This is a genomic window from Faecalibacterium duncaniae (assembly GCF_010509575.1).
Classification (GTDB): Bacteria; Bacillota; Clostridia; order Oscillospirales; family Ruminococcaceae; genus Faecalibacterium; species Faecalibacterium duncaniae.
In genome coordinates, this window is record NZ_CP048437.1 from 1441095 (window position 1) to 1455534 (window position 14440).

Consider the following 14440-nt stretch of genomic DNA (forward strand, 5'->3'; position numbering starts at 1 on the left):
AAGGTTTGGCGTTGCCAATTGGCTGGAAAAGGTGTAAAATGGAGTAGTGAATCAATTTCAGCCTGAATTTTCATAGAGGAGGTTCTTTCTTTATGCAGAAAGATCAGCAGAAGCTTGCAGAACTCATCCGGGGCAAAAAGGTGGCGTTCATCGGTGCCGGTGTCAGCCACAAGACCCTTATCAAGGAGTTTGTGGAGCTGGGGGCCCATGTGACCCTGTGTGACCAGAAAAAGAGCGTGGAGGAGTTTGGCGATTATGCCGCTACCATCCGGGAACTGGGCATTGACCTGAGCCTGGGCGAACACTATCTGGACGGCTTCAAGGGCCAGGATATCATCATGCGCACCCCCGGCTTTGTGGGCTACTTTGAAAAGCCCCTGCAGGATGCCATGGCGGCGGGCACCATGGTCACCAGCGAGGTCGAGCTTTTCTTCGATTTCTGCCCCTGCGAGATCGTGGCCGTGACCGGCTCTGACGGCAAGACCACCACCACCACCCTCATCTCCAAGTTCTACGAGGCCGCAGGCCGCAAAGTACATCTGGGCGGCAACATCGGCGCGGCCCTGCTGCCCATGCTGCCTGAGGTCCGGCCGGAGGATGTGGCTGTGGTGGAACTGTCTAGCTTCCAGCTCATCAGCATGCACCAGAGCCCGAAGATCGCTGTGGTGACCAACGTCACCCCCAACCACCTCGATCACCATAAGGATATGCAGGAGTACATCGACGCAAAACGCAACATCCTGCTCTACCAGAACCCGCCCTGCCGTGCCGTGCTGGGCTACGAGAACGAAATCAGCCGCTCCATGCAGAAGGACTGCAAGGGCAGGCAGGTCTGGTTCACCCGCCTGCACGATACCGACAACGGTGCCTTCCTGCGCAAAGAGGACAACATGCTCTGCATGGCCGAGGACGGTGTGGTAACGCCCTTCCTGGCCCAGAAGGACATCAAGCTGCGGGGCCTGCACAATATCGAGAATCTGCTGGCCGCTGCCGCCGCAGTCTGGGGAGAGGTGCCCGTGGAGGCCATCCAGAAGGTGGGCAGCACCTTTACCGGCGTGGAGCACCGCATTGAGCCGGTGCGCACACTGGACGGCGTGCTCTACTACAACGATTCCATCGGCACCAGCCCCACCCGCACCATTGCGGGCCTGCGCAGCTTTGACCAGAAGGTCATCCTCATTGCGGGCGGCTACGATAAGCACATCCCCTATGAGCCGCTGGCCCCCGAGATCGTGGCCCACGTCAAGGATCTGGTGCTGATGGGTGCCACCGGCCCCCGCATTGAAAAGGCCCTGCGGGAAGACCCCGGCTTCAACGAGGCAGCACTGCCCATCCAGCACGCGGACAATATGCAGCACGCCGTGGAGCTGGCCCGTGCCGCCGCAAAGCCCGGCGATATCATCATCCTGTCTCCCGCCAGCGCCTCCTTCGACCTCTACCCCAACTTTGAGGTGCGCGGCCGCGAGTTCAAGAACATCGTCAACGCACTGAAATGATCACGCAGGTCAGAACGCCCCGCCAGAGGCAGCGGTTCCGCAGCGCCTGCCGCGGAAAGCTCTGCCTTGGGGTCACGATGCCGCAGGCGCTGGCGCTCTTTGGCAAAAGTCAGCCGGGCCGGTTCTTCGCCGGGCCAACGCTGGCGCTGGATGTGGGCGGCAGTACCGCCTGGCTGGCGGGCCATGCCAACCCGGACGAACTGGCCAGCTTCCTGCATTTCTGCGGCTGTAAGGCGGTCATCCTGGACGAAGCTGAGTGCCCACCGCCCACCGGCTGGGCCCGTGCAAAGTCCCATTCTGTCTTTGGCCTGGCACCCGGAAAGCAGCTGCCGGAACCCGCTGTGGAAGAAACGCTCTGGGCCTCCCTGCATTTTGACCCGGAGCCCCCGGCGGGCCCCGTTGCACAGATGCTGTTTCCGGACCGCCCCACGCGGCGGGATGACTTTTACTCTGAGCTCTGCTCAAAGCGCGCCCGCGGCAGGGCTGTGGTCTGGGCTCTGGAGCAGGGCGGGGAGCTTGCCTGCACCGTGGGCGCTTACGCCATTGGAACGGAGCAGGCTTACATGGCCTGCGGCGAGACTGCGGAGCCATTGCGGGGGCGCGGCATCGGCGGGCGGCTTATCGTCCGGCTGGCCAACACCCTCTCGGCGCAGGGCCTGCAGCCCCTTTTCCTCTGCTCCCCGGAACGGGTGCACTTTTATACCCGCCTCGGCTTTGAAAAGCTGGGAGAGTATGCCCGATATGAAAATAAAGATCAAGGATAGATTATGTCAATGTTGAACCACTTTTTTGATTACAAACCCGAAGTCCTGGCGCTGGACGAAAAAGCCATGGAACTCTGCCAGCCCTATTTCCGTCACATGGAGGAGATCCGGGACTACAACCAGCTGAAAATGCTCAAGGCCTTTGCCGATACCCAGATGTCCTCCACCGATATGCTGGGCACCACCGGCTACGGCCTGTGGGATACCGGCCGCGCCAAGCTCGAGCAGATCTTTGCCGAGGTGATGGGCGCGGAGGATGCCCTTGTGCGCAGTCAGTTCCAGAGCGGCACCCATACGCTGGCGGTGGCCCTGTTCGGCCTGCTGCGGGCAGGGGATACCCTGCTGGCCGCTACCGGCCGCCCCTACGATACGCTGGAGGGCGTGATCGGTCTGGACGGCAAGGGCAAGGGCACCGGCACCCTGATGGACTACGGCATCCGGTACGACGAAGCCCCCCTCAAAGCCGACTTCACCCCGGATTACGCGCTGATCGCTCAAAAGGCCCCGGGGGCAAAGGTCTGCCATATCCAGCGCAGCCGCGGCTACCTGCAGCGCAATGCCTTTGATCTGGATACCATTCAGAAGATCGCCGACACGGCCCGTGCCGCCAACCCCGAGATCATCATCTTTGTGGACAACTGCTATGGTGAGTTCACCCAGATGAAGGAGCCCTGCCAGGCAGGTGCCGACCTTGTGGTGGGCAGTCTCATCAAGAACCCGGGCGGCGGCATTGCCCCCACCGGCGGCTATATCGCGGGCCGGAAGGATCTGGTGGAGCTGTGTGCCTACCGCCTGAACGCCCCCGGACTGGGCAAGGAGCTGGGCTGTACGCTGGAAACGCCCCGTGATATGTACCTTGGCTTCTACTATGCCCCCGGCGTGGTGTGTGAAGCCATCAAGACCGCCATCTATGCCCAGTGCCTGCTGGAGCTGGTGGGCAAAAAGCCCATCCCGCGCTACTGCGAGGACCACAACGATATCGTGACCTGCTTCGATGCCGATACCGCCGATGCCCTCATCGGCTTCTGCCGCGGCATTCAGGCCGCCAGCCCCGTGGACAGCTATGCCGCACCGGAACCCTCTCCGGAGCCGGGCTATACCGATGAGGTCATCATGGCAAGCGGCAGCTTTACTCAGGGCAGCACCATCGAGCTCTCCTGCGACGGCCCCCTGCGTGAGCCTTACACCTGCTACCTGCAGGGCGGCCTGAACTTTGCCGCAAGCCGTGCCGGTGTCCTGCTGGCCGTGCAGAATGCTTATTTCAAGGATTGATTTTTTCTTAAAGAAAGCGTGAATCAAATGAATCGTGTTACTCCCATTGATGCCCGGATGCTGGAACGCTTTGAGCAGGGCTATGCTGCCCGCCCGGAGCTGAATGTGATGTCCAATGCAGTTTCCCGCACGGCTCTGCCGGACGCGGCCTTTGTGCCCGCCGCCGCTGCCAAGCTGCGGATGGACTTCTCTGTGCTGGTCAAGACCAATAACATTACCAACCAGAAGCAGAGCGGCCGCTGCTGGATGTTCTCCACCCTGAACGTCCTGCGCCAGCGGGTGATCGCCAAGTGCGATCTGGAGGATTTCTCCTTCTCTCCCACCTATCTGGCGTTCTACGATAAGCTGGAAAAGGCAAATCTCTTCCTTGAGAACATCCTCCACTTTGCGGATCAGGACCTGACCGACCGCGAGACCTACACCCTGCTGGGTAACCCGCTGCCCGACGGCGGCCAGTGGGATATGGCCATCAGCCTGATCAAAAAGTACGGCGTGGTGCCCTCCTGGGTCATGCCGGAAACTGTCCACTCCACCGGCACGGCCAAGTATCTGCCCATCCTGAACCGCAAGCTGCGGGAGGATGCGCTGGAACTGCGGGCCATGGCAAAAGAGGGAAAGGACACGGCCGCCCGCCGCGAGGAGATGCTGGCGGAGATCTACAACGCCCTGTGCATCCTCTACGGCCAGCCCCCCAGGAGCTTTGACTTTGAGTATACCGACAAGGATGAGCACTACCACTGCGACCGGAACCTGACCCCGCACACCTTCCTGGAGAAATATGTGGGCAATGATTTGGATGATTACGTCGTCATCATCTCCTCGCCCATCCATGCGCTGAACCGCACCTACTGCCAGCCCTTTATGGGTGACGTGGTGGAGGAGAATATGTTCTGGCTGAACCTCTCGCAGGAGGAGCTGGAGGATCTGACCATCCGTCAGCTGCAGGCAGGGGAGGGGGTCATGTTCAGCTGCGACTGCCACCCCGACGGTGACCGCGCCAACGGTTATTGGGACCCCGACTGCTTCCAGTACGGCGAGGTGCTGGGTGGCCTGACCTTTGGCATGACCAAGGCCGAACGGCTGCTCACCCGTGAAAGCACCATGAACCATTGCATGATGTTCTGCGGTGTCAATCTGGACGAGAACGGCAAGGCTGACCGCTGGAAGATCGAGAACAGCTGGGGCGATGCCTCCGGCCAGAAGGGCTACTACATCGGCAGCGAGAAGTGGTTCAAGGCCAATGTCTACCAGATCACCGTCCGCAAGAGCCTGCTGAGCGATGCCCAGCGCGCCCTGCTGGATCAGGAGCCCCTGCCCATGAAGCTGTGGGACCCGCTGGCTTAAATTCAAATAGATACTATAAAGAAATCCCCCCGCCTATGGCGGGGGGATTTCTCTGTTAAGCGGGTAATAGGGGAAGCTTCAACGTGAAGCAGCTGCCTTTGCCCACTTCACTTTCCAATAGGATTTCTCCGTGGTGCAGGTGGGCAAGCTCCTGCGCAATGGTCAGTCCCAGACCTGTGGAGTCGTGCTTGGAAGAGGTGGTGGTGTGGAAATACCGGTCAAATACGGCGGCCTGATCCTCCGGCGCAATGCCGCAGCCCGTGTCCCGGACGCTCACCAGAGCAGCACCGGCCTCCACCCGGCTGCTGACGGTGATGCTCCCTCCTGCAGGGGTGTAGTGAATGGCATTTGTCAACAGGTTCTGCAGGATCTGCTGCAGCCGGATCTGGTCGCCCCACACCGGCAGCTCCGAAGCCGGGGGAGCCTGAAGCACCACGCCCTTCTTCTCAGCCTCCTCCCGGCAGCTGTCACAGACCGCAGCGATGACCTCCCCCAGAGATACCCGGTCCTCGTTGAGCATCACCTGTTTCTGCTCCAGCTTTGCAGCCAGAAACAGATCCTCCGTCAGGCGGCGGAGAAAGGCCGTCCGCTGCTGTAAGGCGGGCAGCAGGGCCGGCAGGGCCTCCGGAGCAGCCTCCAGCGTGTCCAGGCCACTGCTGACCGCAAACAGGGGACTGCGCAGATCGTGGAAAATGTTCAGCATCATGCTTTTCCGGGCTTCGGTCTCCTCTGTCAGGGCCTTTGTCCGCTGAATGACCCTGGCATCCAGCTCCCGGGCCAGCTGTTCCGCCCGGTCAAATTGCAGGGCATACCGGCGGCAGACGTAGGCCATGCAGCCCAGAGTAAAAGGCGCGTCGTAGATCCGGGCACACCGGAACAGGTAGAAAAACACGCTCTCCTGAAAAAACGGAACATGCATGCCCGGCAGGACCACCCATACCCGGAAGCCAATGGTGATGGCACAGGGAAACAGCATCAGCAGGGCAGCGTCGGAGCCCCGGGCATACATTGCCATCAGTATGCCCAGACAGTAGCCCATGCCCAAAAGCAGCCCCACCGCCCGTACACGGCTGAGGGAAATCAGCGTCAGAACAAGATACCCCAGCGTCAGAAGCAGGGAACGGAGCCGCTGCCCGTGAGACACCGGCACAGCCCCTGTCAGGGCGGCGCACAGCAGAATACCTGCCAGAACCGTGACGGTAAAGAATCCCCGGCGGAAAAAGACGCTCCAGCCGGAACTCCCCACCGGAGCCAGAATGATCACCAGAGCCCAGAGGGTCAGAACCGTCAGATACAGCAGAAAATACCCCAGTTCCTTCTGAGGCTTGTATCGGTACAGGGCCAGCACCACCGCCCCCAGAGTGCAGAATACCGCTATGGCCATCCACTGCAGCACCGTGCGGAAGGTCAGGGCAGCCACTCCTTTTTCCGGGAACAGGGCAGCCCATGCCATCAATTGGGCTTCGGAGTCCATGCCGGGGACTCCAAAATCCGCCAGCGCCGGCAGTCGCTGGTTGAACCAGATCCCTGCCAACCCAATGGTCAGTGCCAGTGCCCCGGCGGCAGCCGGAAGCAGAAATCGCTTTTTTATCATAAAAAGACCCCCTGCAAAACTTTGGAGAACCGGTTGAGAACAGCCCGGAAATACGGTATACTAGATAAAGCTATTATAGCAAATTCACGCCGAAAAGGGGAGGGCAAACCGCATGATCCGCATTCTTCTGGTGGAAGATGATCCGGTGATCCGGGACACTACCAGCTATTTCTTGAAATGTCAGCAGAATTTTGAGGTGGTCTGCGCTGACACCGGCGGCGAAGCGCTGAGCCACGCCCGGGAAAAGTTCGATGTGATCCTGATGGATATCCTTCTGCCGGACACCAACGGCATGGAACTGTGCCAGCGCCTGCGCAGCTGGTACCACTGCCCCATCATTTTTACTTCCTGTCTGGACGATACAGACACAGTGGTACGGGCACTGGAATTGGGCGGCGATGATTTCCTGACCAAGCCCTACAACCACAAAGTTCTGCTGGCCCGCATCATGGCAAACATCCGCCGTGTCCAGATGGATGCCGCAGAGCCCAGCGTCAGCGGCTACCACTGTGCGGCCTTTACGCTGGATTCCAACAGCCATTGCGTGGAAAAGGACGGCCGGAGCATCCATCTGGCCGACATGGAGTACCGCATCCTGACCCTCTTCATCCGGCATCCCAACACCTTCTTTACCGCAAACGAGCTTTACCGGAAGATCTGGGGGAAGGAGAGCCTGGGGGATGTCCGCACTGTGCAGGTGCATATCCATAACCTCCGCAGTAAGATCGAGCCCGACCCTGCAAAGCCCATCTACCTCAAAAATGTCTGGGGCAAAGGCTATATTTTCCGCCCGGAAGGGGAGACGGAAGCCTGAAATGGTGTTGCTGTCTTAAATATCGTTAATCCTCAAAGCACCCACTTCTTAAGGAAACTTAAGCCGTGGGTGCTTTTTTCTGCTCTGGTTTGACCGTTATTTGTCAAACGAAGTGGGAAACAGGATTTTTCCAGCGAAGAAACGGCAAAGATGCTTAAGAATTCTTAAAAGACAACAGGCAGACTTTGTGTTAATTTATTATCGAACGAAGTCTGCGCCGTATTGTGGCGGTGCGTTTCGGATAAGAAGGAAAATCGAAGAATAAGAACAGAAAAAGAGAAGAAAGGATCATCCAAGCATGAACAAGATCTCGCGTAAAGGCTTTCTGAAGATCGCTGCTGCCGCTGCCATGTCCGGTGTCACCGCTGGTGCACTGGCTGCCTGCAACGCTGCAAGCTCCTCCACCGCCGCTTCCGCCGGTGCAGCAGGCAGCTACACCCCCGGTACCTACACCGGCACTGCTGAGGGCATTTCCTCTACCGTCAAGGTCACCATGACCTTCTCTGACAGTGCTGTGACCGACGTTGTGGTCGATACCTCCGGCGAGACCGCTTCCTACGGCGCTGCTGCTGCCGAGGAGCTGAAGAACCAGCTGCTGAACGCCGGCTCTGACGAGATCGACGGCGTGTCCGGCTCCACCATCACCTCCGATGCCGTGAAGAAGGCCGCCAAGAGCTGCTTTGCACAGGCAAAGGGAGAGGCAACTGTAACTTCCGTTCAGCTGCCCACCGGCGACGAGACCGATTGGCTGGGCAAGGAGCCTGACATCGACGAGGCTGCCATCACCGAGACCGTGGACACCGACATCCTCATCGTGGGTGCCGGCAACGGCGGTATGTTCGCTGCTGCTTATGCCGCTGCCAAGGGCCTGAACTTCCGTGTCATCGAGCAGAACGGCAATGTGCAGGATACCCGTCACTGGGTGGGTGCCGTGGACGGCTTTGGCGCTCAGGAACAGGGCATCAAGATGGATCGTGCCAAGCTGCTGAGCGAGGTCTCCCGCTACGCCTCCGGCAAGTGTGATCAGCGCGTGGTCAAGACCTGGATCAACGAGTCTGCCGAGATGATCGAATTTGTCCGCTCCATCATGGAGGACAAGTACGGCGTGAAGATGATCTACACCTACGGCGACGAGGCCAAGTGGCCTGCAGAAAACGCCGAGCACAACACCGATTATATGTACCCCGAGATCGAGTATACCTATGATCGCTCCAGTGGTGCCGCCCGGAACGAGCTGCTGCTTCAGTACATTCAGGAGCTGGGCTACGATGTGGACTTCAAGACCAGTCTGGCCAAGCTGGAAAAGAACAGCGATGGCCGCATTACCGGCATCATCGCCCAGAGCACCGAGGATGACCACTTCATCCGCTACAACGCCAACAAGGGCGTGCTGCTGGCCTGTGGCGGCTTCCCCGGCAACCCCTACATGATGGAGCAGCTGGATCCCCTGGGCACTTCCGTCACCACCGCATGCTCCTACTCTCCCTCCGATAAGGGCTACGGCATCCGGGCTGCAATGTGGGCCGGTGCCAATCTGGACAAGGAGGCCGCTCCCATGCTGTTTGACCGCGGCATCGTGGCCCCCGGTGTGGATGGCGGCTATGTGGACAGCGACACTGCCTTTGGCGGCAAGGCTTTCCCTGGTACCATCCGTCAGTACAACCCCGGCACCCAGCCCTTCCTGAAGGTGAACCGCAACGGCGAGCGCTTTGCCAACGAGAGCAGCCCCTACAATGACATCGTCTACGCTGCTGCTCACCAGCCGGGCCGTGTCTACGCACAGATCTGCGATGCCAACATTCTGGAGGACGCAAAGCGTTTCCACACCATCGGCTGCTCTGCCCAGACCCGTAACGGCGGTGAGAAGTACATTCAGGGTAAGATGGACGAGGCGATCGAGGCCGGTGCATTGTTCAAGTGCGATACGCTGGACGAGCTGGCTGACAAGATGGGCTTTACTGGCGCTGCCAAGGACACCTTCCTTGCCACTGTGGAGCGCTACAACGAGCTCTACGACAAGCAGAACGATGAGGACTTCGGCAAGCCGGCTTACCGCCTCAGCGCCATCCGTACCGCGCCCTTCTACGGCTGCTGGCTGGGTGCCTCTCTGCTGACCACTGAGCAGGGCATTGCCATCAACGAAAAGGGTCAGGCTCTGGACAACGATAACAAGCCCATGCCCGGCCTGTATATCACCGGCGATATGTCCGGCAGCTTCTTTGCCAACAACTATCCCTGCCTGATGGCCGGTGTGGCTATGGGCCGCACCCTGACCTTCGCCATGAAGAGCATCAAGCAGATGGCCGGTCTGGAATGATGTCACTCCCCGGAAAATGAACTGAAAACCGCATAAAAATGCAGCGCCGCTGAAGCCCTGAAAAGCTTCGGCGGCGCTGTTTTACGTTTCCCTCTATACACAAAAAATGTCAGGCAGTCCTCAGCACACGGCGCGGCGGGGAGCGGCCAGAGGCTCGATCACCGGCGGGTGCATCCCTTCCCGGTAGTCCAGATCCCCCTGATCCATGCCGCGGAGCAGTACCTCGGCGGTGGCAATGTTGGTGGCAATGGGTACGCTGTGCATATCACACAGGCGGAGCAGGTTCTGCTCGTTGGAGCTGCCGCTGTCGGCCCGGAGCGGGTCGCGGAAGAACAGCACCAGATCCACTTCATCGCAGGCAACACGGGCGGTGATCTGCTGGATGCCGCCCAGCTTTCCGGAGAGATAACAGTGAACTGGCAAGCCGGTGGCCTGGTTCAACATCCGGCCGGTGGTACCGGTGGCGATGACAGTGTTCCGGGACAGGATACCACTGTAGGCGGTGCAGAACTGAAGTGCAAGTTCTTTGCGGGAATCATGTGCAAGAATGGCAATTGTCATAATTCGCTCTCTCCTTTGTACTAGTGTCGTCATGCGGACATCTGTTTGAAATGGATTGCAGTTGTGAGAAGGACAGTTCCGGGCACACTTCAGAGCGCCCCGCCGAACTTGTTCCCATACTTTCCAATATAGTTTTACCGCGTCGAAATAGGGGCTGTCAAGGGGGAAATGAGGATTTTTACCCTAATTTCCGATAAAAGTACGACTTTATTTTTGTACAGAATGGAGAAATGAAAAATACATCATGACACAAACGGAAAAATAATTTTCGAAATTTTGGGGCGAAAGTGTTTCTATAGCAAAAACAGTCCATCCCTGCAAAACAAAAATACAGGCCGCTGTCCTTCCACTGCGGCCTGTGAGAAAAAAACGGAAAAATGTTTTCGCAATTGAACGGTTCAGCGGATCTGGCCGCTGCCGTGGATAATGTACTTGTAGCTGCACAGCTCTTCCAGCCCCATGGGGCCCCGGGCGTGGAGCTTCTGGGTGGAAATGCCCATCTCGCACCCCAGCCCGAACTCCCCGCCATCGGTAAAGCGGGTGGAGCAGTTGACGTAGACAGCCGCGCTGTCCACCGCCGCCGTAAAGAGGGCGGCATGGGCCTCGTCCCGGGTCAGGATGGCTTCGCTGTGGCCGGTGGAGTGCGCGGCGATGTGGCCGACGGCCTCCTCCACGTTATCCACGATTTTGATGGCCAGAATGTAGTCCAGAAACTCGGTGTCAAAATCCGCAGGACCTGCAGGGGTGCCGGGGATGATGGCGGCGGCACGCGGGTCCAGCCGCAGCTCCACCGGGTGCAGCCCCTTTGCAGTGCGGTCAGGGCCCAGCCGCCGGGCCAGCTTGGGCAGGAACTCTGCCGCAATGTCACGGTGCACCAGGCAAACCTCCTCCGCGTTGCAGACGCTGGGGCGGCTGGCCTTGGCGTTTTCGATGATGTCCAGCGCCTTGTCCTGTTCGGCAGAAGCATCCACGAAGATGTGGCAGATGCCGGTACCGGTCTGGATGCAGGGGACTTTGGCGTTTTCCACACAGGCGCGGATGAGCCCGGCCCCGCCGCGCGGGATGAGCAGATCCACATAGCCCACCGCCGTCATCAGGGCGTTGGCCGAGGCGTGGGTGGTGTCCTCGATCAGGCAAACCGCTGTTTCGGGCAGGCCGTTTGCCCGCAGACCCTCCCGAAGAGCCGTTACAATGGCGTTGGCACTGCGCCATGCCTCCCTGCCGCACCGCAGGATGCAGGCATTGCCGCTCTTGATGGCAAGGGCGGCGGCATCGCTGGTCACGTTGGGGCGGCTCTCGTAGATGATGGCAATCACGCCCATGGGCACGGCGGTCTTTTCGATGACCAGCCCGTTGGGGCGCTCCACCCGGCGCAGAACTTTGCCCACCGGGTCGGGCAGGTCAGCCACTTCCCGGATGCCCTTTGCCATGGCGCTGATGCGCTCCGGTGTCAGGGCCAGCCGGTCCAGCATGACCTCCGAGATGTGCCCCCTGGCGGCTTCCAGGTCGGCCGCATTGGCTTCCAGAATGGCCTGCTGGCGGGCAGGGGAGCAGAGCGCCTCTGCCATGCCCAGCAGGGCGGCGCGGCGCACCTCGCCCGAGGAAAGGCCCAGCGTGCTTCTTGCCGCGCGGGCGGCTTCCAGGATCTCCTGTGTCGTCATGGATCAGCCCTCCTTTCTGCCCGCAAAGCGGGTGCCTGCGGGTCTGCCGTCTGCAATGTCGTAGAGCAGCTCCGGGTGGGAACCGTTGGCAATCACCATGTCCGCGCCCTCTGCCGTTACCATCTGGGCGGCACGGAGCTTGGTGGACATGCCGCCAGTGCCCAATGCGGAGCCTGCCCCGTCTGCCAGCGCCAGCACCTCCGGAGTGATGCGCTCTACCACCGGGATGAGCTTTGCGTCCGGGTGGGTGTGGGGATTGGCGGTGTACAGGCCGTTGATGTCGCTCAGCAGCACCAGCAGATCCGCATGGATGCAGCAGGTGACGATGGCGGCCAGCGTGTCATTGTCGCCGATAGAGGTGATCTCATCAGTGGCAACGGTGTCGTTCTCGTTGATGATGGGCAGCGCACCCAGCTCCAGCAGCCGGGTCAGGGTGTTCTGGAAATTCAGCCGCCGTCCCTCGTGCTCCACATCCACGCCGGTGAGCAGGATCTGCGCTACGTTGTGGTTGTAGGCGGTGAACAGGCGGTCGTAGGTGTACATCAGCTCACATTGGCCCACAGCGGCGCAGGCCTGCTTGGTGGCCATATCACCGGGGCGGGAGGGCAGGGACAGCTTGCCCACTCCCATGCCGATGGCACCGGACGAGACGAGAATGACCTCGTGCCCTGCGTTCTTCAGGTCGCTCAGTACCTTGACCAGATCCTCCGTGTGGCGGATGTTCAGCCGCCCGGTGGAGTGTGCCAGCGTGGAGGTGCCCACTTTGACGACGATGCGCATAAAATTAACCCTTTCCCATTTCCTTTGTCTTGTCGTAGGCGGCAATCACCGCATCGGTCACCGCGCCGCGGAAGCCGTGCTCTTCCAGCACGCGCACGCCCTGAATGGTGCTGCCGCCGGGGCTGCACACCGCATCCTTGAGCTCACCGGGGTGTTTTCCGCTTTCCAGCACCAGCTTGGCGCTGCCCAATACCATCTGGGCAGCATATTCCTGCGCCTTGGCCCGGGGCAGGCCGCAGGCCACGCCGCCATCGGCCAGCGCTTCAATGAACTGATACACCCAGGCCGGGCCGCAGCCGGAAACGCTGCTTGCCGCGTCGATCAGGGCCTCGGGCACAGCGTCCAGCCGCCCGGCGGGTGCCATCAGCTTCAGAAACTCCTGCTCCTCCTCCGCTGTCACATTGGCGGAGCAATACTGGATCATGCCTGCCCCCACCGAAGCCGGGGTGTTGGGCATGATGCGGATCACGGGGTAATCTTCCCCCGCCATCTCCTGGATGCGCGCGATGGAAAGCCCTGCCGCCATGCTGCACAGGATGAAGCGGCTCGGCCGCTCGTTCAGGGTGAACTTAAGCGGAGCCAGCAGAGCCTCCATCATCTGGGGCTTGACCGCCAGAAAGATCAGGTCGGAGCGGCCCGCCACTTCGGCATTCGTGGTGGTGTTGCAGCCCAGCTCTGCGGCCAGCGCCTCTGCCTTGGCGGCAGTGCGGTTAGCAAGATAAACGTTCTGTGGGGCGGCAGCCTTGCAGACGGCCCGCGCAATGGCACCGCCCATGTTCCCACAGCCTAAAAATCCGATGGTCTTGATCATACTTACTTTCCCTTCCTTTCTCACTCAGAAAGAAATAAATGGAACGCACATTCGTTCCACTCCATCCATTGTAAGCATCCGGAGCCAGAAAATCAAGAGGAACCTCCCGGAAACCCGGCAAAAAGGCGGCGGGACGGCTGCAAAATGGAGAAGAACGTGAAAAAAATATCAAAATGAGAGATTTTGAACTTGCAAAACCGGGGGCATTTGCGTTATAGTATAAAGGAAGTATTCTTACTTCTCTGGCCCTATAGGACGGCCACCACGGTCGGCGGCACAGTGTGTGCCGCTGGGAAAGGATGGATCTCGTGTCGCAAACTACAAAAAGGGCGCTGGAGGCATCGCTGAAAAAGCTGCTGCTTCAAAAGCCGCTGAATAAGATCACCATCAATGATATCACCGAGGACTGCGGCGTGAACCGTATGACCTTCTACTACCACTTCAAGGACATCTACGACCTCGTGGATTGGATCATGGTCGAAGATGCCGCCAAGGCGCTGGAGGGCAGACAGAGCTTTGAGAACTGGACAGATGCCTTTCTGGATATCCTGCATCAGGTGCAGGACAACAAAGTTCTGGTGATGAATGTTTACCGCTCCGTGAGCCGTGAGCAGTTGGAACAGTACTTATATAAACTGCTGGACCACATGCTGCGGGACTTTGTAGACCGCAGTGCGCAGGGCTTTACCGTGCAGGATTCCGACAAGCAGTTCATCATCGACTTTTACAAATACGCGCTGGTGGGCATGGCGCTGGAATGGATCCGCAAGGATATGAAGGAGGATCCCGTCCGGATGACCGAGCGGCTGAATGTTCTGCTTCATGGCAATCTTGAGCAGGCGCTCCGCCGCTTCCGCACCGACCGCAGCCCCGCAGATCTTGACGACTGACAATATTTTATCAATCCGGGCACCGTGATGGGTTTTCCATCACGGTGCTTTTTCTGTTTATGGCTTTCCGTTTGACAAAATGTTACAGTATGATCAGCGCAAAATGAAAGGTGAAAACCTGGAAACCACAGCAAAC

General features: G+C 59.5%; 12 protein-coding genes. 7 read left to right on the forward strand and 5 right to left on the reverse strand.

The window, feature by feature from the left end:
• The first annotated feature begins 92 nt into the window (after positions 1–92).
• Genes murD through GXM22_RS06985 form a run of 4 tightly spaced genes read left to right on the forward strand, consistent with a single transcriptional unit; the run spans position 93 to position 4876 of the window.
• Positions 93–1496, forward strand: a complete 1404-nt coding sequence (gene murD / locus GXM22_RS06970; RefSeq protein ID WP_005932707.1) for a UDP-N-acetylmuramoyl-L-alanine--D-glutamate ligase — start codon at positions 93–95, stop codon at positions 1494–1496.
• On the forward strand, positions 1493–2260 hold the full coding sequence (locus GXM22_RS06975) for a GNAT family N-acetyltransferase (RefSeq protein ID WP_005932708.1): 768 nt from the start codon (positions 1493–1495) through the stop codon (positions 2258–2260). Before murD ends, GXM22_RS06975 begins: the two co-directional genes overlap by 4 nt.
• A 9-nt stretch (positions 2261–2269) precedes the next feature.
• Positions 2270–3532 carry a methionine gamma-lyase family protein gene (locus GXM22_RS06980; protein WP_005932709.1) on the forward strand — a complete coding sequence of 421 codons (1263 nt, stop codon included), beginning with the start codon at positions 2270–2272 and terminating at the stop codon, positions 3530–3532.
• Positions 3533–3559: 27 nt separating this feature from the next.
• Positions 3560–4876, forward strand: coding sequence for a C1 family peptidase (locus tag GXM22_RS06985; protein ID WP_005932710.1), 1317 nt, complete (start codon positions 3560–3562; stop codon positions 4874–4876).
• A 55-nt stretch (positions 4877–4931) separates the two neighbouring features.
• On the opposite strand, the gene GXM22_RS06990 is transcribed toward GXM22_RS06985, so the two are convergent.
• On the reverse strand, positions 4932–6470 hold the full coding sequence (locus GXM22_RS06990; RefSeq protein ID WP_005932712.1) for a sensor histidine kinase: 1539 nt from the start codon (positions 6468–6470) through the stop codon (positions 4932–4934).
• 112 nt (positions 6471–6582) lie between these two features.
• Here GXM22_RS06990 and GXM22_RS06995 point away from each other — a divergent pair, with 112 nt between their 5' ends.
• Positions 6583–7284: a response regulator transcription factor gene (locus tag GXM22_RS06995; RefSeq protein ID WP_099357195.1), complete on the forward strand. Its 702-nt coding sequence runs from the start codon at positions 6583–6585 to the stop codon at positions 7282–7284.
• Positions 7285–7582: 298 nt separating this feature from the next.
• Positions 7583–9601: an FAD-binding protein gene (locus tag GXM22_RS07000; RefSeq protein ID WP_005932720.1), complete on the forward strand. Its 2019-nt coding sequence runs from the start codon at positions 7583–7585 to the stop codon at positions 9599–9601.
• 120 nt (positions 9602–9721) lie between these two features.
• Here GXM22_RS07000 and GXM22_RS07005 read toward each other — a convergent pair whose 3' ends face one another.
• The 4 genes from GXM22_RS07005 to proC form a co-directional block, all read right to left on the reverse strand.
• On the reverse strand, positions 9722–10162 hold the full coding sequence (locus GXM22_RS07005; protein ID WP_005932722.1) for a methylglyoxal synthase: 441 nt from the start codon (positions 10160–10162) through the stop codon (positions 9722–9724).
• Between the two features lie 398 nt (positions 10163–10560).
• Entirely contained in the window at positions 10561–11823 is a 1263-nt protein-coding gene (locus GXM22_RS07010) for a glutamate-5-semialdehyde dehydrogenase (RefSeq protein WP_005932725.1), read from the reverse strand.
• A gap of 3 nt (positions 11824–11826) precedes the next feature.
• Complete coding sequence (gene proB, locus GXM22_RS07015) at positions 11827–12603, reverse strand: glutamate 5-kinase (RefSeq protein WP_005932727.1); 777 nt, start codon at positions 12601–12603, stop codon at positions 11827–11829.
• A gap of 4 nt (positions 12604–12607) precedes the next feature.
• Entirely contained in the window at positions 12608–13414 is an 807-nt protein-coding gene (proC, locus tag GXM22_RS07020; protein ID WP_005932729.1) for a pyrroline-5-carboxylate reductase, read from the reverse strand.
• A gap of 299 nt (positions 13415–13713) precedes the next feature.
• Here proC and GXM22_RS07025 point away from each other — a divergent pair, with 299 nt between their 5' ends.
• Positions 13714–14304: a TetR-like C-terminal domain-containing protein gene (locus GXM22_RS07025; RefSeq protein WP_005932732.1), complete on the forward strand. Its 591-nt coding sequence runs from the start codon at positions 13714–13716 to the stop codon at positions 14302–14304.
• Positions 14305–14440: the final 136 nt, after the last annotated feature.